At 42.9% G+C, this 23,729-nt stretch carries 20 protein-coding genes; 12 read left to right on the top strand and 8 right to left on the bottom strand.

Going from position 1 to position 23,729, the window contains the following annotated elements:
• Window positions 1-145: 145 nt before the first annotated feature.
• The 6 genes from K6V21_RS07420 (at window position 146) to K6V21_RS07395 (ending at window position 7,202) form a co-directional block, all read left to right on the top strand.
• On the top strand, window positions 146-1,333 hold the full coding sequence (locus K6V21_RS07420; protein WP_224321391.1) for an HlyD family efflux transporter periplasmic adaptor subunit: 1,188 nt from the start codon (window positions 146-148) through the stop codon (window positions 1,331-1,333).
• Between the two features lie 77 nt (window positions 1,334-1,410).
• On the top strand, window positions 1,411-1,662 hold the full coding sequence (locus K6V21_RS07415; RefSeq protein ID WP_217715496.1) for a DUF1653 domain-containing protein: 252 nt from the start codon (window positions 1,411-1,413) through the stop codon (window positions 1,660-1,662).
• On the top strand, window positions 1,629-2,474 hold the full coding sequence (locus tag K6V21_RS07410; protein WP_217715495.1) for a hypothetical protein: 846 nt from the start codon (window positions 1,629-1,631) through the stop codon (window positions 2,472-2,474). The genes K6V21_RS07415 and K6V21_RS07410 overlap by 34 nt, the downstream gene beginning before the upstream one ends.
• Before the next feature lie 8 nt (window positions 2,475-2,482).
• On the top strand, window positions 2,483-3,163 hold the full coding sequence (locus K6V21_RS07405; protein ID WP_224321390.1) for a hypothetical protein: 681 nt from the start codon (window positions 2,483-2,485) through the stop codon (window positions 3,161-3,163).
• Between the two features lie 434 nt (window positions 3,164-3,597).
• Window positions 3,598-5,763: a peptidase domain-containing ABC transporter gene (locus K6V21_RS07400; RefSeq protein WP_217715493.1), complete on the top strand. Its 2,166-nt coding sequence runs from the start codon at window positions 3,598-3,600 to the stop codon at window positions 5,761-5,763.
• Window positions 5,764-5,870: 107 nt separating this feature from the next.
• Window positions 5,871-7,202, top strand: coding sequence for a TolC family protein (locus K6V21_RS07395; RefSeq protein ID WP_224321389.1), 1,332 nt, complete (start codon window positions 5,871-5,873; stop codon window positions 7,200-7,202).
• Window positions 7,203-7,578: 376 nt separating this feature from the next.
• Here K6V21_RS07395 and K6V21_RS07390 read toward each other — a convergent pair whose 3' ends face one another.
• The 5 genes from K6V21_RS07390 to rbfA form a co-directional block, all read right to left on the bottom strand.
• The gene (locus K6V21_RS07390; RefSeq protein ID WP_217715491.1) at window positions 7,579-8,481 is read right to left on the bottom strand and encodes a DUF6268 family outer membrane beta-barrel protein; all 903 of its coding nucleotides are present in this window, start codon (window positions 8,479-8,481) and stop codon (window positions 7,579-7,581) included.
• 133 nt (window positions 8,482-8,614) lie between these two features.
• Complete coding sequence (locus K6V21_RS07385) at window positions 8,615-9,619, bottom strand: sensor histidine kinase (protein WP_217715490.1); 1,005 nt, start codon at window positions 9,617-9,619, stop codon at window positions 8,615-8,617.
• 14 nt (window positions 9,620-9,633) lie between these two features.
• Window positions 9,634-10,392 (bottom strand): LytR/AlgR family response regulator transcription factor, encoded by a 759-nt coding sequence (locus K6V21_RS07380; RefSeq protein WP_224321388.1) that lies wholly within the window; start codon window positions 10,390-10,392, stop codon window positions 9,634-9,636.
• A gap of 44 nt (window positions 10,393-10,436) precedes the next feature.
• Complete coding sequence (locus K6V21_RS07375) at window positions 10,437-11,669, bottom strand: FtsX-like permease family protein (protein ID WP_224321387.1); 1,233 nt, start codon at window positions 11,667-11,669, stop codon at window positions 10,437-10,439.
• Window positions 11,666-11,998 carry a 30S ribosome-binding factor RbfA gene (gene rbfA / locus K6V21_RS07370; protein WP_217715487.1) on the bottom strand — a complete coding sequence of 111 codons (333 nt, stop codon included), beginning with the start codon at window positions 11,996-11,998 and terminating at the stop codon, window positions 11,666-11,668. Before rbfA ends, K6V21_RS07375 begins: the two co-directional genes overlap by 4 nt.
• A gap of 138 nt (window positions 11,999-12,136) precedes the next feature.
• On the opposite strand from rbfA, the gene K6V21_RS07365 reads away from it, so the two are divergent.
• Together K6V21_RS07365 and K6V21_RS07360 are read left to right on the top strand one after the other, a co-directional pair.
• Complete coding sequence (locus K6V21_RS07365; protein ID WP_217715486.1) at window positions 12,137-13,228, top strand: sensor histidine kinase; 1,092 nt, start codon at window positions 12,137-12,139, stop codon at window positions 13,226-13,228.
• A complete protein-coding gene (locus K6V21_RS07360) occupies window positions 13,225-15,171 on the top strand; it encodes a sensor histidine kinase (RefSeq protein WP_217715485.1) in 1,947 nt (648 codons plus the stop codon). The genes K6V21_RS07365 and K6V21_RS07360 overlap by 4 nt, the downstream gene beginning before the upstream one ends.
• A 76-nt stretch (window positions 15,172-15,247) precedes the next feature.
• Here the strand turns inward: K6V21_RS07360 and K6V21_RS07355 are convergent, their stop codons facing one another.
• The 3 genes from K6V21_RS07355 to aroQ form a co-directional block, all read right to left on the bottom strand.
• Complete coding sequence (locus K6V21_RS07355) at window positions 15,248-15,877, bottom strand: O-methyltransferase (protein WP_217715484.1); 630 nt, start codon at window positions 15,875-15,877, stop codon at window positions 15,248-15,250.
• A gap of 94 nt (window positions 15,878-15,971) precedes the next feature.
• A complete protein-coding gene (gene pyk, locus K6V21_RS07350) occupies window positions 15,972-17,429 on the bottom strand; it encodes a pyruvate kinase (protein ID WP_217715483.1) in 1,458 nt (485 codons plus the stop codon).
• A gap of 22 nt (window positions 17,430-17,451) precedes the next feature.
• Window positions 17,452-17,874, bottom strand: coding sequence for a type II 3-dehydroquinate dehydratase (aroQ, locus tag K6V21_RS07345; protein WP_217715482.1), 423 nt, complete (start codon window positions 17,872-17,874; stop codon window positions 17,452-17,454).
• Window positions 17,875-18,168: 294 nt separating this feature from the next.
• Here aroQ and xerD point away from each other — a divergent pair, with 294 nt between their 5' ends.
• The 4 genes from xerD (at window position 18,169) to K6V21_RS07325 (ending at window position 23,694) form a co-directional block, all read left to right on the top strand.
• The gene (xerD, locus tag K6V21_RS07340) at window positions 18,169-19,119 is read left to right on the top strand and encodes a site-specific tyrosine recombinase XerD (protein ID WP_217715481.1); all 951 of its coding nucleotides are present in this window, start codon (window positions 18,169-18,171) and stop codon (window positions 19,117-19,119) included.
• Between the two features lie 138 nt (window positions 19,120-19,257).
• The gene (locus K6V21_RS07335) at window positions 19,258-20,949 is read left to right on the top strand and encodes a tetratricopeptide repeat protein (protein WP_217715480.1); all 1,692 of its coding nucleotides are present in this window, start codon (window positions 19,258-19,260) and stop codon (window positions 20,947-20,949) included.
• Window positions 20,950-21,088: 139 nt separating this feature from the next.
• Window positions 21,089-22,141 (top strand): TlpA disulfide reductase family protein, encoded by a 1,053-nt coding sequence (locus K6V21_RS07330; RefSeq protein ID WP_224321385.1) that lies wholly within the window; start codon window positions 21,089-21,091, stop codon window positions 22,139-22,141.
• 14 nt (window positions 22,142-22,155) lie between these two features.
• Entirely contained in the window at window positions 22,156-23,694 is a 1,539-nt protein-coding gene (locus tag K6V21_RS07325; RefSeq protein ID WP_217715478.1) for a YifB family Mg chelatase-like AAA ATPase, read from the top strand.
• The last annotated feature ends 35 nt before the right edge of the window (window positions 23,695-23,729 follow it).

The following is a 23,729-nucleotide window of genomic DNA, read 5'->3' as shown; positions in this document are numbered from 1 at the left end:
AGCTAATCATTATTTCCGGATAATTCAACTCACGAACTATTTAACATAGCGATAACATACCTATAACCTATCTTCCGCCGTCAACCCCGTACTTTTGCTTCACAGAAAAAAAAGAAAAGTATAAATCACTAAAAGACAAAAAGATATGCTATTACCAAACGAATGGATAGAAAACAGTTTAGAAACTTACATCTATCAACACACCACAAAGTCCCAGATTATTTATTGGGTCGTTCTATTAGCCATCACGGCTACTATGATCGCACTTCCCTTTATTTATGTAGACATTTCCGTACAAGGCAGCGGAGTAGTCCGCCCCGTAACGGAAAAGACTGAAATTAAATCAGCTATCACGGAACTGGTAGACTCTATTTATGTTCGCGAAGGCGAACAAGTCAGCAAGGGCGATATCCTTCTGCGTTTCCGCACAAACAGTTCCGACTACAAAATCAACTACCAGACTAACCGTCTGAATGATTACGAGGCACATCTTGCCGACTTGGCATATCTGGCAAAAGGCGAGCACCCTGTCACATTCCGCTCTCCGGTTCGCCGGCAGGAGTACACTTACTTCACCAAAAAGAAGAAAGAACTTGAGACCTCCCTGGCACAAGCGGAAAAAGAGTATAAACGCAACAAAACATTGTTTGAAAAGAAAGTAATTTCAGAAGAAGAATATGACAAATACTACTATCAATATCAAACCCAGCAAAACGAACTGGCTTCATTGACACAGAGTCAACTTAGCACCTGGCAAGCTGACTTGAACAGCTACCGCAATTCACGCAATGAGATGAGTACCAGCCTCAAGCAAGAGGTAAAAGACCAAGATATGTATATCGTCCGCAGTCCGGTAGACGGCACGCTCGACCAGTTCTCCGGCATATATCGGGGAAGTAGCATTCAAGCCGGACAATCACTGGCAGTAATCAGTCCCGACTCCACACTCTGCCTCGAAGTATACGTCACTCCCCGGAATATCGGTTTTATGAACATAGGTATGCCGGTCAATATACAAGTGGAATCTTTCAATTATAACGAATGGGGCACACTACCCGGAAAGGTAAAAGAAATCTCCTCCGACTTCCTGACGGACAATCAAGGCAACTCTTTCTATAAAGTGAAATGTGAAATGGAACAAGATTACCTGACACTGAAAAACGGACAGATAGGAAAGCTGAAAAAAGGTATGACCGCCAGTGCACACTTCATGGTGACACGCCGCTCCCTGTTCGATCTGCTTTATCAGAAGATTGACGACTGGGCAAATCCAAGACAATATGCGGCTAATGAGATGATAGCAAGCGTAAAAGCGCCAGTTATACAACGTTAAAAAAACAAATAATCAAGTAAGATAGATATTATTCTTCGAGAAATTACTACTTTTATATTCAAATAATACATAACAGTATGAACGAGGAACGATATTTCTTACATTTTAAAGGTGGATTATATAAAATGTTAGGCACAGCCAAACACAGCGAAACGCTGGAAGAAATGGTCGTCTACCAAGCTTTATACGGAGAGCATAGCATTTGGGTTCGCCCTAAATCTATGTTCTTCGACATGGTTATCTATAATAATATTAAAGTAAATCGTTTTAAAGAAATATCAAAAAGCGAAATGTCATGCCTATTACTTCAGAGGAAAGAGAATATCTAAAAAATAAACATAAGGGTGGCCTAAACAATAGTAAAGGTAATACGTATGAAAACTATTATGCTACCTACCAGATTGCTAACTGCATGTTTCGCTATCTGGAAAAATTGGAAAATGTTCATTTCAGTTCACAATTAGAAAATGCATTCGTAGATGATTTGCTAATAAGCACTCCTGATTCACACAAAACATATCACCAACTAAAGAATGTAGCATCTCTGACGTGGCATACAGGAACGTCACACACTCTAAGCGGCGACTTTAAAAGGCAAATGGAGATATCTTCCGAAAACAAAGAAAATTTTGAGTTAAAACTCATTTATTCCGATCAAAACAGTAATATAACCGAAATACCTATTGGAATATCCCAATATACATCGGTTGTTCATTTTCCTTTTTATTCGACCCTAAATCAGCTAATACTATCTTATCCTCCATTTAAAGATGCTATAAAACAAATAACGGCACAGCCCGAGGCTACAGATGAAGTATTATCCGGAATCGCATCCGCTATTTTAGGAGTATGGTATTCCTGCGCACAAGAGAGCATCTCTCTACAGCAGATTGTCGACGATATACAGAAAATGGGAAAAGGATATGTAAACATGGTTACCTATCCGACCAGAACCATTTCACAAGAATGCCAAGATATATTCAATAAAATAGAAGGATTCACCTATAACATAAATGGAACTACTTTATATTGGTCGTGTGGATATATGACCGGAAGTACTCCCTGGACTGAAGAATTAGAAAGTATAATACTGAATATCAATCCCACAGATAAATGGGCTTTAATCGAATTATTAGGCTAAAATTGAGTATGAGAACGTATGTAAATATCCCAAATGACAATAAGCATAGCATTATTAACTCAATGCTGGCCTTGATTGACTCACACACCAGCGTTGAAAGTTATCGTGATGCATTTTATCAATTGGGGAAAGCATTGGGACTCCTGCTGAGTCATCAGATGCATGATAAATTAGGAAACACAATGTTGGCATGCGCTTCTGAAGACGCAGACTGGTTAGTGCATGGGGTACTGAATTCTCTTACTCAGAAAAAAGTTTCATTGGCAGTGTTCTGGAACGAAAGACTTTCTTTCGATGCGGAAAAAAAGATTGAATATAGCCCTATCGTAAAATCATATATAGAGCCTATCCATAATTGTGAGACATTAATTCTTGTAAAATCCATTATCAGCACTTCTTGTGTTGTAAAAACTCAATTAACCCGACTCGTAAACGAAATAACGCCCAAGTATATATTCGTTGTATCTCCCGTTATGTATAAAGACGCAGAATCAAACCTTAAAATGGAATTTCCGGAAGATATAAGTAACAAATTCAACTTCTTAACTTTCGCAATTGATACCGAAAGGGATGAGCATGGACAGGTCATACCAGGAATCGGAGGCATGGTGTATCCTAAATTAGGATTAGGAGATATTCATGAAAAGAATAGATATATTCCACATTTAGTGAGAGAACGCACCAAGTGAGATTATCTACCATCCACTTTTAACATAGCAATACCATTCCTATAACATACCGTATTTTTTTATCAGTGTAATTTTGCCTCATTATTGAAACAAACCACTTAATATTTGTACGACTGGTGGCAACAGATTATTTGATTTTCATTCATATACTCGTACTTTCTCAGATGCAAAAATACTAAAAACGCTAATCATTAAAGAAGAATAATGTTTATTCTTTCCCTCTAATCAGACAACATTGCAGGAATATTCTTGTATTATTCTACGCAGCATCAATTTAACATAGCGATAACATAGCAATAACACAACTTCTTCCACTAACCCCGTACTTTTGCTTCACAGAAAAAATACTCCTTAAAACAATACACGGCTAATGAGATGATAGCCCAAAAACAGTAAGTAAACATTAAGTAGCAAATAATAAAAACAGAGATAAAATGAAAAAAGGTACCAAGATCAAACAACATGACATCACCGATTGCGGAGCAGCCTGTCTGGCTTCCGTATGCGCCCACTACGGACTGCGCTTCCCGGTATCGCGCATCCGCCAATATGCATTCACCGACCAGAAAGGTACGAATGTATTAGGACTGATAGAAGCCGCCAACAAACTGGGATTGTCCGCCAAAGGCGTCCGCGCACAGTTCGATGCACTGTACACGATTCCCAAGCCAACCATTGCACATGTGCTGGTAAATCACAAACAACTTCAACACTTTGTCGTAATCTACAAAGTGACGAAGACACACATCACATATATGGATCCCGGAGACGGACGGATGCATAAGGTTTTACACGAAGACTTCCGGCACGACTGGACAGGCATACTGGTATTGATGGAACCGGAAGAGACCTTCAAAAAGGGAAATCAGCAAACCAGCATGAGCAAGAAATTCCTTTCATTGCTGGCACCCCATAAGTCCGTAATGCTGCAAGCCGTCTTCGGTGCACTTGTTTTCAGTATTTTGGGATTATCCACTTCTATCTATGTAGGCAAAATCACAGACTATGTACTGGTCGACAAAAACACCAATTTGCTGAATCTGATGGGAGTGATTATGCTCATTATCCTGTTGCTGCGCACCTTCATCGGTGCAATGAAAAGCATTCTGGCACTGAAAACCGGACAAAGAATCGATGCAGCCCTGATCCTGGGATATTACAAACATCTGCTGACCCTGCCTCAACAGTTCTTCGACACCATGCGCGTAGGTGAAATCATTTCACGCGTGAACGATGCCGTGAAAATACGTAACTTCATCAACAACGTGTCTCTCGATCTGGTAGTGAATATTATGATACTGGTGTTCTCCCTGTGCCTGATGTTCATTTATTCCTGGAAACTGGCAGTCATGACCCTGATATCCGCACCGCTATTCCTGCTCATCTTCTGGGGCTTCAACAAGCTGAACCGGAAATACCAACGCAGCATCATGGAAAGCAGTGCCGATCTGGAATCCCAATTGGTAGAGTCCATCAATTCCATTTCAACCATTAAGCGTTTCGGCATCGAAGAGTATGCCAACCTGAAGACAGAAAGTCGTTTTGTACATTTATTGAAGAATACTTACCGAAGTATTTACGGTTCCATCCTGGCACAAGGAGGCATCCAATTCGTATCTACAGGAATCACAATCGCCATCTTGTGGCTGGGCAGCATTCTGGTTATCGATCAGGAGATGACACCCGGCACGCTCATGGTATTCTATTCTCTGGTCGGTTACGTCATCTCGCCCATCGGTTCGCTGATATCATCCAACCAGACTATTCAGGATGCATTGATAGCCGCCGACCGTCTGTTTCAGATTATGGATTTGGAAAGGGAGCAGGACAATGAACAAAAGATCATTCTGGAACCGGACATGATGGGCGACATCATTTTTGAGAATGTTTCTTTCAGATACGGTTCACGCAAAGAAGTATTCAACTCCCTGAATCTAACCATAGAAAAGGGCAAGACTACCGCCGTCATCGGAGAAAGCGGTTCGGGTAAAACAACACTGATTTCCCTTTTGCAGCACATCTACCCCATTCAGTCCGGACGTATCCGCATTGGAGACTATGACATTGCACAGATTGACAATCGCAGCCTCCGGCGTCGGGTAGGCACCGTCCCCCAGCAAATCGAGCTGTTTGCCGGAACCGTCACCGAAAACATAGCACTCGGTGATACGCAACCGGACATGAAACGTATTAGCAGTCTGGTGAAACAGCTTGGTCTGACAGATTTTATAGACAGGCTGCCTAATGGCTACATGACTCAAGTAGGCGAACACGGCGCCACCCTTTCCGGAGGCGAGCGTCAGAGACTTGCCATAGCCCGCGCCCTGTATAAAGAACCGGAAATCCTGATTTTCGATGAAGCCACTTCGTCACTGGATTCCATAGCCGAACGTTATGTAAAAGAAACACTGGATGCATTGGCCGGAAAGGGGAAAACGGTAATCATCATTGCCCACCGACTGACTACAGTGAGATGTGCCGACAACATTGTAGTGATTGACAAGGGTAAAGTGGCAGAAACCGGCACACACAGCCAGCTCTACGAGGCAGGCGGACCATACTTCAGGCTTTGGAACGAGCAGTTTGCCATGTTCGAATAACCTTAACATAGCGATAACATTTCTATAACATCGTTTGAGCTGTCAGTGTTCTATTTTTGCAACAACAAAGCAATAGAATCATACAGTAATCAAACGATGTTATTTTTATGAAGAAATTAATAATGATAAGCGTGGCAATCACGACTTTCGCCTTTATCGGCAATGTACAGGCACAAAATAGAAGATGGTCTCTCCAAGAGTGTATCGATCACGCCATCCGGCACAATATTGAAGTAAAACAAAGCCGGAACCGCATTGAAAAACTAAAAGTAGAAAAAAGCACTTTAAAAAACAGTTTCCTGCCCGACCTCAGTGCCGGAACTTCTCAAAAGTTCGACTTCGGACGCTCGCTCAATCGCAGCAATGCATACGAAGACAGCAATACACAAAGCTCCTCCTTCTCCGTAAGCACAGAAATGCCTCTTTTCACAGGTTTCCGGCGGAGTGCATCCGTATCACGCAACAAGTTCGACCTGATGGCAGCCGAAGCTGATAAGGAACTTATAGAAAACGATTTATCACTGAATGTCACAAGCTGCTATTTCCAGATTCTGCTGAACAAGGAAATCCATAAGATTGCCCGGGAGCAAATCCGTTTGACCCGGGAACAAGAAGACCGGACATTGCTTCTGATAGAAAACGGCAAAGCACCGCAATCCCAGCTATATGATGTCAAAGCTCAATTGGCTGACGATGAACTGACGGCAACGGAAGCCAAAAACTCACTCCGTCTCTCCCTCCTCGACCTCATACAGCTCATGGAACTGCAAGGGCATGAGGAGTTCGACATCGATTCTCTTGATGAGAACATATCCCGGACAGATACCATCATGCCCCAAACCATCTATGCAGCCGCACTGAACTGTATGCCTCAAATAAAACAGGCCTATTATTCACTGCAAAGCAGTTCAAAAGCCATCAAAGTGGCCAAAGCAGGATACTACCCCACGCTTTCATTGGGTGCAGGTATCAGCACCGGCTATTACCATTCGGGGAACAGCATAAATCCATCCTTCAGGCAGCAACTCCAAAATAATATGCAGAAAAGTGTCTATTTATCACTGAGTATCCCTCTTTTCGACCGATTTTCAACCCGGAATGAAGTCCGCACCGCACGAATAGAAGAGAGTAATGCCCGTCTGTCTCTGGAAAATGAGAAAAAGAACCTATATAAGGAGATTGAAAAAGCTTATACGGATGCAGTGAACGCATTGGAAAAATACGAATCGACCTCCAAAGCCGTCGTTGCCAATGAAGAGGCACATCGCTATGCTTTGGAGAAGTATGCTTCGGGGAAGTCAGCCGTATATGAATACAACGAAATAAAAATGAAACTGGCAGAGGCATTATCGAAACAATCACAAGCAAAGTATGCGTATCTGCTAAAAGAGCGAGTATTGGCATTCTACTCATGCAGAGAATCAGCACTAAGCCATTGATTATTTCTTTTTGCCCGGTTGTTTCTGTATCTCTACAGTAAGCATTACCGGGTGTTAACCTTGGCTGACAAGCCTGCCAACCTTGGTTAACCGGCTCGTCAACCAAGGTTGATAGGCCTGTTAACCTAGGTCAACACCCGGCTACCCCTAAGGGAAAAGGGATAGATCACTGGTTCTCAACACAATAACCCCTGATATAAAGTAAATATATGCATCATCCTGATCCGGATTGATTGCAAGAGTGAGAGCTCCCTTTTTGCTCTCACTCTTAAAAGTTGCTCTCACTAACACTTAAGATTCTTATTATTACTGCTTTATATACAAAGTGAGAGCAGTGAGAGCAACTTGATCCAACTTTTTGTTGAACGCATTCTGTCTAAAACCCACACTTCACTCCGGCGGAAAAGTAAACCGTCGGATTGAAATACGGATCATCCTTATCACTGAACATATTGTCTACAAACCCTTTAAGCGTACGTTTAGTCAGATCGCCAGACCTGAGCCAATTGCCCCCTATCCCCAAATACAGGCACGACTTCTTACCTATTTTGTATTCCGGACAGAGATAAGATCGCATCATAACCGAAGCATATATCATAGACTTCCCCTCTACATCCATCACAGAAGATATTCCATCCATTTCCATTGCCACCAGCCTCAGCTTAAACCGATCTCCCAAACGTACCGCCCCGGACACTTCAACACCGGAAGAGAGATTCACATTGACCTCATAATTACCGGAAAGCTGCCAGTTAAGAAAGAACATCGGCATGGCAATAGGTACTCCAAATGAGTTCGTCAATCCAGCCCCAACACCTATATCCAGATTTTTCCTGCATTTATACACAAAAATCACTCCCCCATTCACCAATACACTCTGCCAGGTAATTGCATCCGGTGCCGAATAAATGCCTGCTCCCAAACTGGCTATCATGTACCACTTCTTCGACAAGGGCCGTACATGTGTCAGGTTAAGGCTGCCACTCAACACCTCATCCGGATGTATATCCAGAGCCATCTGTCGATTATTAAGCATCGCATAAGTCCCTCTGACCGATGCCGACCACATGACAGGTTGTCCCGATGCATTCTGCTTCAGCGAAAAGGGCAGCGTATATGCTCCGGTGAATTTTAATAAATCGCCCGAACCCAATTTATTCCCCGCTTCATCTCTGAAAGAAGAGGCAGGCATATACTCCGTTTTAAGAACTCCTTGTGCAAAACCGTCGATTGCTGCCACTAAGAGCAACAGAAATAAAAGATAAGAGAATCGTCTCATTGCTAATAAATTAGATTATTTTATTGCAAAGAAAAGAGATTAGCTTGTCCGGTATAAGTCTTTTCCGACGAACTGCATGAAAGACCTGTTGAATTTCATTATCCCAAAGATGGAACAAAAGGAAAAAAGAAGATTATTCGAGGAAAGGGACTCTCACCACAAATTCTGTAGCATTTTTCACTATATCAATTGCTTTATCATACAAGGCGTATTGCTTTTCCAGATTCCCTAATCCTACACCTCCCCTATCTACCGAACTCCGCAGTTGCAGATTATTGGAAACCATGATCCCTTCATCGGTAAAACCTATCCGAACAATAAGTGGATTCTTTAAAGTAGCTATATTATGCTTAATCGCATTTTCTACCAGCAGTTGCAAGCTGACGGGAATGATCAATCTGGTTCCGTACAAATCATATTCGTCTATCTCGATGAACAATGTATCTTCAAAGCGAATCTTCTCCAGAAATACATAGCTTTCCAGAAAAGCCAGTTCTTCCTTCAAAGTAACCATCGGACGATTGTTTGTGAACAACAGATAACGGTAGACACCTGACAGCTTTTTAGCAAACAGATTGGTCTTTTCCGCATCACTATAGGCCAGTGAGGATAGCACATTCAGGCTATTGAACAGGAAATGTGGATTTATCTGGGCTTTCAAGGTTTCATACTGATACTGAATCTTCTCTTTCTCTATAATTGCCAGTTTCTTCTCTGCTTCCATTTGGCTTTGCTGATAAAAGAATATCTCAATCAGAAGAACAATCATGCTATTCCAAAGTACTACCGGCAGAGACATTTTCAGCAGAGCATAATCTTCCGGCCAAGGTTCCTCCAGAATAATGGACAGGATATAATTTGCCGCTATGCCGAAGCCACTCACCCACACGGATGCCAACAGCAAATCGATAAATATTCTCATGGTATTGTTAATGTTGTCCAGCTTCTTATGAACAATAACAATGATGAGAAAGTCAACAATCCCCACAAAGATGCATGCAGGTAAATTGAGCAGATACTGTGTCTCCAAACTCAGGCTCCGGGGAGCGTCAGAAAGAAGCTCCGCCACATACTGGAATGCAAACAGAGAAATTGCAATGATCACTATGAAAAGCAGGATATACCATTTATTCTTCATCCCCCAAACGCATTTTAAAGTACACCATCCACCCACTTCAGGAAATCAGGAACCCGCACACGACTGATTAAAACCTCGTGCGGACATTCAGGCTGGAAGCTCAACTTCAACCGACTGTTGAAGTACTTGGATATCTTATGGATAGAATTGATATTGGCAATGCAATTGCGGGAAACACGAAAGAAAGTCCTCTCATCCAGCAACTGCTCTATCTGTTCCAAAGTATAGTCCACAATATAGCGTTTATCTGAAAAGGTATGCAGAAAGACTACTTTTTCTTCACTGTAGAAGAAAGCGATATCCGAAGTCTCCACATAATGATATGCATCACCTTTCTGGATAAGGAAACGGTTCTTTTTACAATTACTCATCAATGCTTCTTCCAGTTTCCTGTAATCGGTAGCGGGAGGTTGCACAACCCTGAACTGTTCAAATTTCCTCAATGCCGCCAGTAAATCATCTTCCTCCACAGGCTTCAGCAGATAATCCACACTATTCACCTTGAATGCCTGTATGGCATGCTCATCATAAGCAGTAGTAAAGATAACAGGCGTCGTAACCTGCATCTGCTCAAAAATGTCGAAACTGTATCCATCCGTCAACCGGATATCCAGCAACATCAGATCTACCGGATGATGTTTCAGAAATTGTACGGTCTGCTCCACAGTGGCTGTCCATGCCTCCAATTGATAATCGGGGCGTAACTTCTCCATCATCCGCTTCATTTCTTCGTAAGCGAAACGTTCGTCTTCTACTAACAGGTATTTCATCATCCGTCACTCAATTTATAGGAATCTGCCGTAACCGAAAACTGACATTATTTCTTCAGTAACCGCCGCGTCAAATAGTGCACCGGATACCACACCGAAAGGAATCCGACAGTAATCACCGTAATAAATATCAGTATTACATCCGTTGCATGCACACTGACTGGATAAGCATCCACAATAAAGCTGCCACTACCGCCACCTAAGGAGATGATGCCAAAACGCTGCTGGATATAGCAAAGCAACAGCCCCAAAACAATACCGGAAAGTGCACCGAACAGGGAAATAAGCCGACCTTCAAACAAAAATATACGGGCTATCAAGCGGTCATCAGCTCCAAGATTACGCAGAGTCTCCACGTCTTCGCGTTTATCCAGGATCAACATGGAAAGAGACCCAATCACATTGAAACAGGCTATCGCAAGAATAAATGTGAGAAAAAGATAAGATATGAATTTCTCTATCTCCATAATACGGAACACATCTGCCTGCTGCTCATAACGGTCCAGTACCACAAATTCATCACCCAGGATACGGGCAATCTTTCTCTGCACAGCCGTGACATCCGCCCCCGGCTTCAACTTCAATTCCACAGCCGACACCTCCGTGTCATAATTAAAAAGATTACGAGCAAAGCTAAGAGAAGTAAGAATGTAGCGCGCATCATACTTCTGCTGATTGACCACAAACACTACACCGGGAGAAAAAAGGTAATCACGATTGAAAGAAGCGGAAGGATTAGCCATATTCACGCGTACATTCCGTTTGGGAGCATACACTTGAAGAGGATCAACAAACTGAAGTCCTGTTCCCAACTCAGATATCAGCTCCACACCCAATACGCCATAATCTACGATAGAGTCATGCAGGATAAATTCACCTGCGCCGTACAGCAAACTATCAATAGACGTAAGCTCCTCGAAATTATCTTCCACCCCTTTAATAATAGCCATAGCCTGACGGTCCTTATATTGCACCATGGCATTCTCCTCCAGCGTCTCTGTCCAGACATCAATCTCCGGCAAAGAGCGCACTTCCTGAAAGGCTGCCCCCTGTGGTTCAAATACTTTTCCTTCACGAACCGTAATTTTCAATTCCGGATCAAAAGCTGTAAAGAACCCCGCCACCATGTCCTGAAAACCATTAAACACGGAGAGTGTACAGACCAACGCCAACGTAGCCAATGCCACTCCGCACACCGAAATGCCGGAAATGATATTGATAGCGTTGTGCTTCTTCTTGGAGAAGAGATAGCGCCGGGCTATGTAGAAGGGAAGGTTCACTTCAACAATTCATCTATTTTCTCAAGATAATCCAGCGAGTCATCCACAAAGAACTTCAATTCGGGAATGATGCGAAGCTGATGGCGTACACGCGTTCCCAACTCATAACGGATAGACTTCATATTATCATTGATATTCTTAATCATTTCTTCCGCCTTTTCCGAAGGGAAGATACTGAGATAAGCACGTGCCACGCTCAGGTCGGGGCTGATGCGCACTGCACTGACCGACACCAATATGCCCGGCATCGACTTGGTTTGCAACAAGAAAATTTCACTCAATTCTTTTTGAAGCAAACGGGATATTTTGTTCTGTCTGGTAGTTTCCATACTATATATTTCTTTAATTTAGAGACAAAGTTACTGAAATATCTCAGTTAGCTGATAAATTATACTTTTTTTAGCACGATTATCAAGACAATTAATCCAGAATAAAATTATCTTTGCAGCGACACTAATCAAACAAACATGAAAAAACCTGTCTTCACACTACTATTTCTATTTTCTTTGCTTCTTAGCAGTTACGCTAACCAAGACAGAAAACAAGACAGCCTATGGAAAGTTGCGAATCAGCATATGAAAGAACAACAATATGAAAAAGCTGCCAATCTATACAAAGAATTAGGAGATAAGATTGATACCGATTACAAGGAAATCAATTCTCACAAGGTAAAGGATTTACGGAAGACATACTCCATTGATGAATTGCAACTGGCTAACAACCAGCAACAAAATCATTTGTTATTATTAGCCCTTATCATATTACCCTGCCTTATCATTGTTGCCGGCATTTGTTTTCTCTACTTGAAAAGACAAGCAAAGAAATTAATGCTCTCAAAGCGGAAATTGCAGAAAGCAGAGAAAGCCGTAGAAAATTCAATACGCAACAAGAGTCTGTTCATATCAAATATGAGCCACGAAATCCGGACTCCGCTAAATGCCTTGTCCGGTTTCTCCGATGTACTGACCACTCCGGGTATTGATGAGGAAACGCGAAAACAATGCAATGACATTATCCAACTGAACTCACGCCTGTTATTGAATCTGGTGAACGACGTGGTAGACATTTCCTGTCTTGACGTAACAAACATGAAATTCAATCTCAAACAATGCAACGCAGTAGATTTATGTGAAGGCATCATCCAGACCCTGGAAGGCATCAAGCAAACGCAGGCTGAAATCTTTTTCAAAACAGAACTTCCTCTTTTAGAGATTGAGACTGATACACTTCGGTTGCACCAGGTGCTAATCAATATTTTAGTCAATGCTACCAAATTCACAAAAGAAGGAAGTATCACCCTGCTACTGGAACAAAACGAAAAAGGCATGGCACAATTCTCAATCACAGATACCGGTTGCGGTATTCCGTTAGAAAAGCAAGGCAGCATATTCGAACGTTTCGAAAGAGTAAACGAGAAATCTCAGGGAACAGGCCTCGGATTAGCTATCTGCCAACTTATAATCACCCGTCTCGGTGGAAAGATATGGATAGATCCGCAGTATACCGATGGTTCGCGTTTCATTTTCACCCACCCGTTAAAACAGGAGGGAAAAGCATGAAGAAAACAATATTAATCACCCTGTTTATGATGGGGATATTGCTTCAGACAAAGGCAAACTCACCGACTTCAACGGAAGAACAATTCCGTGACAGCATCTTTCAAGTCATTAACTCTGAGACAAACGATACTCTCCGCTCAAAGATATTGAGAGGAGCATTCCAGCAATATATAGGTCAGGAGGCAGCTTTAGAATATCTGGATTCAGCCCTTGTACTCTCCAAACGAAAAGGGATGCACGAAGAAGAGCTGTACACCCTCTTTGACTACTGCCGTCACTATGAATACCGGGGTGAGGCTTCTGAAATGGAACAGTATCTCCTAAAATTAAAAGAAGCCGCCTACCGATATAAGGATTACTCACTCTATTATACGGTCTGGTTAGGCATGCTCCAAATGAGATGTGCCCAGGGAGATACGGAATACGCTATCATGCAGGCCAAAGAGATGCGAAAGGAGGCCATCCGAATCAAGTATGAAAGTGGAGCATTCGTTTCGCTCATAGCTTTAGCACAAGCGTTGAATTTCGCAGAGCAGTATGACGAAGCAATTCAAACCTATAAACAAACTCTGGAAGAAAATCCGAATGCCAACGAATATTCACTCCTGTTAATACACGGAAATTTAGCGAAAATATATATGGAGCAGGAGAAGTATACGGAGGGTCTTAGTGAATTGGAACAACAGGAAAAAGTGCTAAAAAAGATGCAGGAAAAAGGTCCACAAGTTATAAATACACTGAAAAGCACTTTCTTAGAAACTGAAATATCCTTCGGCATGATTTATGCAAAAAACAGAGACAAAGAAAACCTGAAACAACATCTGATAAGGGCCGGGAAGTATTATGATAAAGAAAGCTTTTTCAGCTACTATATTGATTATCATGCTCTATGGGGCATATACTATAAGCTGGAGAAAGATTGGGACAAATGTTTCTACGAATTTAATCTGGCCATATCTGCTTGCCGCGGAGCAGAACCTTTTCATGAGAATGGCATCCTCAAAATGAAAGGGGAAGCTATGATGGAAGCCGGCCGACATGAAGAAGCTGCCAACATTTATAAGACAGCCGCACAGAAAGGCGACTCCCTCAACCAGGATATGCTGCAGCGCCATGAAGAGGTATATCAGGCTAACTATAAAATCCAAAAAGCCTTATTAGACAAAGAACTGATGACCAAGCAATACCGGTGGATATACGTCGGAGCATCCTCCATCATACTTATTCTGATGCTTCTTGCCATCATGCATGCCTTCCGCATTCACCTACAACTACGCCGTTCGGAAGAAGAAACCCGGCAAGCATTGGAAACGATAGAGGCAGCAGATAAGATGAAAGAATATTTTCTGCAAAACATCACTTACGAAATTCGCATACCATTAAATACAGTCGTAGGCTTTTCCGAACTGCTGTCTGCCGAGCAAGATCTCTCCGAAGAAGAAGTACAGGAATATTCGGCTGCCATAAAAAACAATTCAGAAAAGCTATTGGCTCTGATAAATAACATCCTTGATTTATCACGCCTTGAGGCAGGAATGATGCGCTTTAACGTACAGGAATGCGATGCAGTACAACTTTGCCAGGAAGTGAAAATGATGGTAAATATGCAGACCACAATGGTGAACCCACACTTCCATACGGAGCTTGAAGCACTATCCATACAGGCAGACAGCAGATGGTTCCTCAAACTGCTCTCATCACTATTGTCCGTGCCAAGGTTATATACCGGAGAAGTTTGCCAGGTAGAATATGCACTGACCCAGGAAGACCAATATCTCAAAATCACGGTAAAAGGAAGCCCTCTCTACCAAATATGGGAAGACGAACAGGAACAACGTATCCTGCACGACATCAACCGGCTTTATTTGGAAGCATTTAAAGGAAGCTATCAGATTTCAGAGGGAGAACAGAAAGTGGTTACAATTACTTATCCCCTGTCTTAGCCTGAATAATTCACACTCCGGAGTAAAAGGGATAACTCCCTTTAACTACCCTGCTATGAACAATGTAGGTTAGAGATTATTTCTTGCGGATAATTGTCAGGCCGTCACGCAAAGGAAGAATCACCTTCTCTACCCGTGAATCTTGTGCAACAAGGTCATTAAAGGCTTTAATACCTATAGTTTGCAGATCAGTGCGATGTGGTTGTTCTTCAAGCACATGCCCGTCCCACAAAGTGTTATCAGCAATGATATAACCACCAGCGGAGAGACGGGGCAACACCATTTCATAATAGTCTATATATCTGCGCTTATCACCATCTATAAAGGCAAGGTCAAAAGTAATATCAAACTGTGGAATCATCTCCAGTGCATCACCTATATAGAATTTGATTTTGTCTGCATAAGCAGAGTTCTCCAACCAAGGCCGGGTAAAGTCTTCCTGCTCATCATTGATCTCGAATGTATACAACATTCCATCTTCCGGCAAACCCTCGGCCATGCAAAGAGCCGAATAACCGCTATAAGTACCTATTTCCAAAATACGACGAGGACGTATCATTTTGACAAACATCTTTAGCATCCGCCCCTGCAAATGGCCCGATGCCATACGCGGATACAATAACTTAATATGTGTATCCCGATAAAGAGCCTTCAGATATTCGCCTTCATCATCAATATGCTGCAAGATATATTCGTCTATGGTCATAGAAATGAAGAATGAAGAATGAAGAATGAAGAATTACTATGCAGCAAGTAGCGCAATCTAATTCTTCATTCTTCATTCCTCATTTTTAATTTAGTTAAAGGTATCTGTTTTTATTCGGCAACACACTTTCTTCAGAATACTTCAGGGCATCTCCTACAACATTTATTTCGAGGAAAGAAGTATGTGTTCCGGCTTTACCGCTACTCAGATAGCCCACCATATCTGTTTCAGACAGACGACCTTCTTTCAGCAGACGGCGCAGAGCTGCGAAATAGTACTCCTGTCCGTTAGCAAGTTCCGGCATGTAAATAGCTTCCACACCGTAAGAAAGTGCCAGATGGCGCATTGTCTTTTCTTTATAGCAAATAGCCAGCACTGGATATTTACCACGGAATGCAGCAAGGTTACGGGCAGTGCGTCCGCTATAGCTATCGGTAATAATGGCACGTATCTTCAACTTAGAAGTAGCTTTTACAGCTTGCTTTGCCAGGAAGGCAGTCACGTCATTACTGTTTTCATCCAATGGAATACGGATATCATTATCTGCCAGTTTATCTTTTTCTGCCTGTGCGGCAACTTTCGTCATGGTCTTCACAGCGTCCAGCGGATATTTACCATAAGCTGTTTCACCACTCAACATCAAAGCATCCGTACGATAATAGATGGCGTTGGCAATATCCGTCACCTCTGCACGGGTAGGACGCGGATTCGTAATCATCGTATGGAGCATCTGGGTAGCTACTATTACCGGTTTCTTAGCCAGAATACACTTACGGATAAGCAAACGCTGGATGCCGGGGATACGTTCCTGCGGAACTTCGATGCCAAGGTCACCACGAGCTACCATCACACCATCGGCTACTTCCAGAATCTCGTCGATGTTATCCACACCTTCCTGGTTTTCAATCTTGGCAATGATGCGGATATCACTGTTATGAGCGTCCAGGATTTCCTGTATATCAAGAACATCCTGTTTGTTGCGCACAAAAGAGTGTGCTATGAAGTCAATATCTTTCTCGATGGCATAAAGGATGTTATTGCGGTCCTTCTCTGTCAGAGAAGGAAGGTTTATGCGTACACCCGGTACATTGACGCTCTTGCGGCTTCCCAGCGTAGCTTCATTCTGCACCTCGCACACTAAATATTCGGGAGTCTTATCTACAACTATCATTTCCAGATCGCCATCGTCGATAAGAATGTGGACGCCTACCGACACATCGTGCACAAAATTGGGATAAGAAACAGAGATGCACTCACGGGTAGTGGGAATATCAGGATTGCCTACCACTTTCACCCTGTCTCCCGTTTTATAAGGTATAGGTTCTTCACTAATAGTGGTGCGGACTTCCGGACCTTTTGTATCCATCAGGATAGCAATGCGGTTGGACACCGTACGAACATTATTTATCAACTTCTCAAGGCCGTCATACCCAAGATGCGCCGTGTTCATACGCACCACGTTCATACCGGCTTCAAACAAGCCTTTTATAAAATCAACGTCACAACGCTTATCTGAAATGGTTGCAACGATTTTAGTCTGTTTCAATAACATAATCTTATACCTATTTATTTAATCATTTATCACTTATCAACGCTTCGAGCGCCAAACGGTAGGAGTTTAAGCCGAAACCGCAAATCACACCTTTACAGGCGCAGGCAATCATAGACACGTGCCGGAAAGCCTCACGGGCATGCACGTTGGAAATATGCACCTCGATGACCGGAGAAGTCACTGAACGGATGGCATCTTGCAAAGCAATGGAGGTGTGGGTGTAAGCACCTGCGTTCAGGATGATTCCATCCACCTCAAAACCGGTTTGCTGGATTTTGTCTATCAGCTCTCCCTCAATGTTTGACTGGAAATAGTCTATTTGCACGTCAGCGTACTTCTTACGAAGTTCAGCAAGGTAATCCTCAAAAGTAACACTGCCGTAAATGGAAGGTTCACGCTTACCCAATAGATTGATATTCGGGCCGTTAATTATTTGTATCCTCATAACACAATTTTTTATACCTTTGTCTCCCGAAAGTATCAACTCCGTACGAGGTCCGTACCAACTCCGTATAAAGTCCATACGAACTCCGTGTCAGGTCCGTAGCTGCTCCGTAGCAAGTCCAAGCCTATAGATACGGAGCAGATACGGAGCTGGTACGGAGGAAGTACGGCTCAGATACGTCTGAGAAACGTTAAAATCAAGCTGTAAAGATAGTGCAGACTGAAAGCGGAAACAAATTCGCATTATTCCGCCGGGTTACCGCCTATTTTCACGGTGCAAAGGTAGAAAAAAGAAATGAAATTAGACGAAAAAACAGTAAATAAGGAGAAACAAGCGTTGATAATCAGAAAGTACCAACGATATCTAAAGTTAGAAAAAGCACTTTCTGCCAATACGCTTGATGCCTATCTGACCGATCTTGACAAATTGCTGCGTTTTCTGGAAGCAGAGAATATCGATATGTTGTCAGTCACTCTGGACGACTTGCAACGTTTCGCCGCCGGCTTGCATGACATCGGCATCCATCCCCGCTCCCAGGCACGCATCATGTCCGGAATAAAATCATTCTTCCACTTCCTGATTATGGCAGACTATCGGGAGGATGATCCCAGTGAGTTGCTCGAAGGTCCTAAAATAGGTTTTAAACTACCGGAGGTATTGACCGTAGAAGAAATAGACACCATCATAGCTACTGTAGACATGAGCAAAAAGGAAGGCCAGCGCAACCGGGCCATTCTGGAAACCCTATACAGTTGCGGACTGCGCGTCTCGGAACTTTGCAATCTGAAGCTGTCCGAACTCTATTTCGACGAAGGTTTTATCAAGGTAGAAGGGAAAGGCAGCAAACAACGATTAGTCCCTATTTCCCCCCGTGCCATCAAAGAAATAAAATACTGGTTGCTCGACCGTAATGTTGGTAAAATAAAGAAAGGATTTGAAGATTATGTATTCCTTGCCCGCTGGGGAAACAGCATCTCGCGCATCATGGTTTTTCACCTGATAAAAGAGTTGGCGGAGAAAGCCGGTATCACCAAAAATATCAGCCCGCACACCTTCCGCCATTCCTTCGCTACCCACTTGCTGGAAGGAGGTGCAAACCTGCGTGCCATACAATGTATGCTGGGACACGAGTCCATCGCAACTACCGAAATTTATACCCATATCGACCGGAATATGTTGCGGAGTGAGATCATTGAACACCATCCAAGGAACATCAAGTACAGAAAAGAGACAGGATTTCATTAAATTATAATAAAATTGGCTATTCCTTTCAGATTGTGCCGGGAGATTTAATATCTTTGCGAGGCTATTATTATGTGGTAATAGGCACTAAGAGAAACCAATAGACTAATTTCAATTACAAACAATTAATTTATACCTAAAATGACTAAGAGATTGTATCTGCCTTTGTTAATGGCACTGGTTGTTGCACTTTCATCTTGTAGCAGCAAAATGGGTGAATTATCTTCTGATTATTTCACCGTGACCCCTCAGGTTCTTGAAGCTGTAGGTGGCAAAGTTCCCGCCACTATCAACGGAAAATTCCCTGAAAAGTATTTTAACAAGAAAGCTGTAGTAGAAGTAACTCCGGTTCTGAAATGGAACGGTGGAGAAGCTAAAGGACAGTCGGCCGTATTCCAGGGAGAAAAAGTAGAAGGTAACGACCAGACCATCTCGTACAAGATGGGTGGTAACTACACTATGAAAACTTCTTTCGACTATGTTCCCGAAATGGCTAAATCAGAGTTATATCTGGAATTCAAAGCCACAATCGGTAGCAAAACAGTTACTATTCCTGCCGTGAAAGTAGCTGACGGTGTGATTTCTACTTCTGAAATGGTTGAGCAGACACTGAGCAGCGCTACTCCTGCTAACGGTGACGACGCTTTCCAACGTATCATCAAGGAAAAACACGATGCTAACATCATGTTCTTGATTCAGCAAGCTAACGTTCGCGCCAGCGAATTGAAAACTGCTAAGGAATTCAACGAAGAAGTGAAGAACGTAGACGGTGCTGTAAACAAGAAGATCAGCAACATCGAAGTTTCCGCTTATGCATCTCCCGATGGTGGTGTAAGCCTGAACACCAAGTTGGCTGAAAACCGCCAGGACAACACAGCAAAGGTTATCAACCAAAACTTGAAGAAAGCAAAAGTTGACGCTGCTATCGATACAAAATATACTGCTCAGGACTGGGAAGGTTTCCAGGAATTGGTATCTAAATCTAATATCCAGGATAAAGAACTGATCCTTCGCGTTCTGTCTATGTATTCTGATCCTGAACAAAGAGAGCAGGAAATCAAGAACATTTCTTCTGTTTACAAGAACTTAGCTGACGAAATCTTGCCGCAATTGCGTCGTTCTCGTCTGACTTTGAATTATGAAATCATTGGTAAGTCTGATGACGAAATCACTAACCTGGCTAACACAGATGCTAAGCAACTGAGCCTGGAAGAATTGCTGTACGCAGCTACTCTGACCAACGATCCGGCTAAACAAGAAGTAATCTTCACTAAAGCTACTCAGATTTATCCGAACGACTATCGCGCTTACAATAACTTAGGTAAACTGGCTTACCAGGCAGGTAATCTTGACAAGGCTGAAAGCTACTTCAAGAAAGCTGCTTCTATCAAGGATGCTCCTGAAGTAAACATGAACCTTGGTTTGATCGCTTTGACAAAGGGTGATAAAGCTGCTGCTGAAACTTACCTGAGCAAAGCTTCCGGTGCAAAAGAACTGAACGAAGCTCTGGGTAACCTGTACGTCGCTCAAGGTCAATATGACAGAGCCGTAAGCGCATTCGGCAACACGAAATCTAACAGTGCCGCTTTGGCTCAGATTCTGGCTAAGGACTACAACAAAGCTAAAAATACTTTGGCAAGTGTAGAAAAGCCAGACGCTTATACTGAATACCTGATGGCTGTATTAGGTGCAAGAACTAACAATTCTTCTATGGTTACCAGCAGCTTGAAGAGCGCTGTAGCTAAAGATTCTTCATTAGCTAAGAAAGCTGCTTCTGACCTGGAATTTGCTAAGTACTTCACGAATGCAGATTTCATGAGCATCATTCAGTAAGAAGCCCTTCACTAATTACGATTAGTGATTTCATGTAGTAAATAAATAAATATCTATAGAATGCCCGGCATTGAGAAATGTCGGGCATTTCTTTTTTATTATCTGCAAAAGCCGTACTTTCGCAGAAAAGTATTTAGAGATGAAGAACGTCTGTCTATTATATCTTCTATTAATCGGCCTCTCTGCCTGTGGTGGAAAGAAAACCGATAGTATCAGCCTCAGCGGAGAAATCAAAGGATTGGGGAATGATACCATCTATTTATATGGTGCGGACAGAATGCATGACCGCATGGATACGCTGATTGCCGAAAAAGATAAATTCTCCGCGACACTTTCTGCTGATACGTTAGTCACCACAATCTTATTATTCAGTGATGGAACGGAGTACCCGCTTTTCCTGAATAAAGGAAATAAGATACAAATAAAAGGCTCCATGGCCGAACTATCCTCTTTACAAATCAGCGGCAATGCCCCCAATAAAGAATTAACAGACTTCAACCAGGACCTGAAAGGATTGGGTACCCCGTCCGGAAAAGCTTTGGAAGAGAAAGCAGAGAAATTCATTACTGAACATCCTGCTTCATTAGTCAGTATCTATCTGCTGGATAAATACTTTGTGCAAAACCCTCAACCCGATCTGACACAAATCCAGAAACTGGCAGACCGTATGACCGGAGAACTGAAGGACCGCCCCTTCATGGATGCATTACTGAACCGGATTGAAGAAGAAGAAAAAGTAGCTGTAGGAAAATCGGCACCCTACTTCCGACTGCGCAATGCGGAAGATAAAGATATAAGTCGCTCCAACTTTAAAGACCAGTACCTGCTCATACAGTTCTGGGCTTCGTGGGATACGGTCAGCCGTGCAAACAATGCCATGTTCCGCCGTATTTATAAGAAAGAGCAGAAGAATAAGAACTTCGCATTGCTGGGCGTTTCTCTCGATCTTGATAAAAAGAAATGGCAGGAAACCATCAAAGCGGATACGCTGAAATGGGAACAAGCCTGTGATTTCTCCGGCTGGAGCGGAGAGATTATCAAACAATTTGCCATACAGACGCTTCCTACCAACATACTTCTCAGTCCTACGGGAAGAATAGAAGGTAAAAATCTGGATGAAAAAGCAATTGAGAACAAGCTAAAAGAAATTGCTGAAAAAGAAAAGGAGAAGAAAAAAACTACTCACCACTAATCACTAATAAACACGTGCTAATCAAAGTTTTCGGAGCAGCTGTGCAAGGTATCGACGCAACTCTCATCACCATCGAAGTAAATAGTTCAAGAGGTTGTATGTTCTATCTTGTCGGACTACCGGATTCGGCCGTCAAAGAAAGCCACCAACGTATCATTTCCGCACTACAAGTGAATGGATACCGGATACCTACCAGCAATATCATCATCAATATGGCACCTGCTGATATCCGCAAAGAAGGTTCCGCCTATGACCTCCCACTTGCCATTGGTATGCTTGCCGCCGGAGAAGTAATCCAACCGGATAAGCTGAACCGCTACTTGATGATGGGCGAACTGAGCCTTGACGGTAGCCTGCAACCCATCAAGGGGGCTCTGCCCATTGCCATCAAAGCACGTGAATTAGGATTCGAAGGAATCATAGTACCCAGACAGAACGCTCTTGAAGCGGCAGTAGTCAATCAGATTCAAGTATATGGAGTTGAAAACATCAAAGAGGTAATAGAATTCTTCAATGGGAAGCAGGAACTCACTCCTACCATCGTCAATACCCGCGAAGAGTTTTATGCACAACAAAGTAGCTTTGATCTGGACTTCGCGGATGTAAAAGGACAGGAAAACGTAAAACGTGCACTGGAAGTGGCCGCGGCAGGGGGACATAATATTATTCTGATTGGTGCCCCGGGAAGCGGAAAATCCATGCTTGCCAAAAGATTACCATCCATTCTTCCCCCACTGTCCCTGGGAGAGAGCCTTGAAACTACAAAAATACATTCTGTGGCAGGAAGACTGCAAAACAATACGGGGCTTATTTCAAAACGCCCGTTCCGCGATCCGCATCACACTATCTCCACAGTAGCCATGACGGGTGGAGGCAGTTATCCACAACCAGGAGAAATCAGCCTTGCCCATAATGGTATTTTATTTCTGGACGAGTTGCCGGAATTCAATCGCAGCGTACTGGAAGTCCTCCGCCAACCGCTGGAAGACCGGAAGATCACCATTTCCCGTGTGAAAAGCAATGTGGAATACCCTGCCAGTTTTATGCTGGTAGCCTCTATGAACCCATGCCCTTGCGGATATTACAATCATCCGACAAAAGCTTGTGTATGTAGCCCAGGACAAGTACAAAAATACCTGAATCGTATCTCCGGCCCTCTACTTGACCGCATCGACCTACAAATTGAAGTAGTTCCTGTACCTTTTGAGAAAATGTCCGATGCACATCCGGGAGAAGCAAGTTCCAGCATACGGGAGCGTGTAATCTCCGCCCGACAAATTCAGGAAAACAGATATGCAGATATTCCGGGCGTTTACTGTAATGCACAAATGAGCAGCAAACTACTTTCCCTATATGCTCGTCCGGATGACAAAGGTCTTGCCTTACTGAAAAATGCAATGAACAGGCTTAATCTTTCCGCCCGTGCCTACGACCGTATACTAAAAGTTGCACGTACCATTGCCGATCTTGAAAACAGTGACCTGATACAGCCCTCACATTTGGCAGAAGCCATCGGATACAGGAACCTGGATAGAGAAGACTGGGCGGGATAATCCAGAAAAAAAACGATAGTTCACTATTTTCCCCC

It is taken from the genome of Bacteroides cellulosilyticus (genome assembly GCF_020091405.1).
GTDB lineage: Bacteria > Bacteroidota > Bacteroidia > Bacteroidales > Bacteroidaceae > Bacteroides.
The sequence above is the reverse complement of the archived record's forward strand: the minus strand, read 5'-3'. Positions and strand labels throughout refer to the sequence as shown.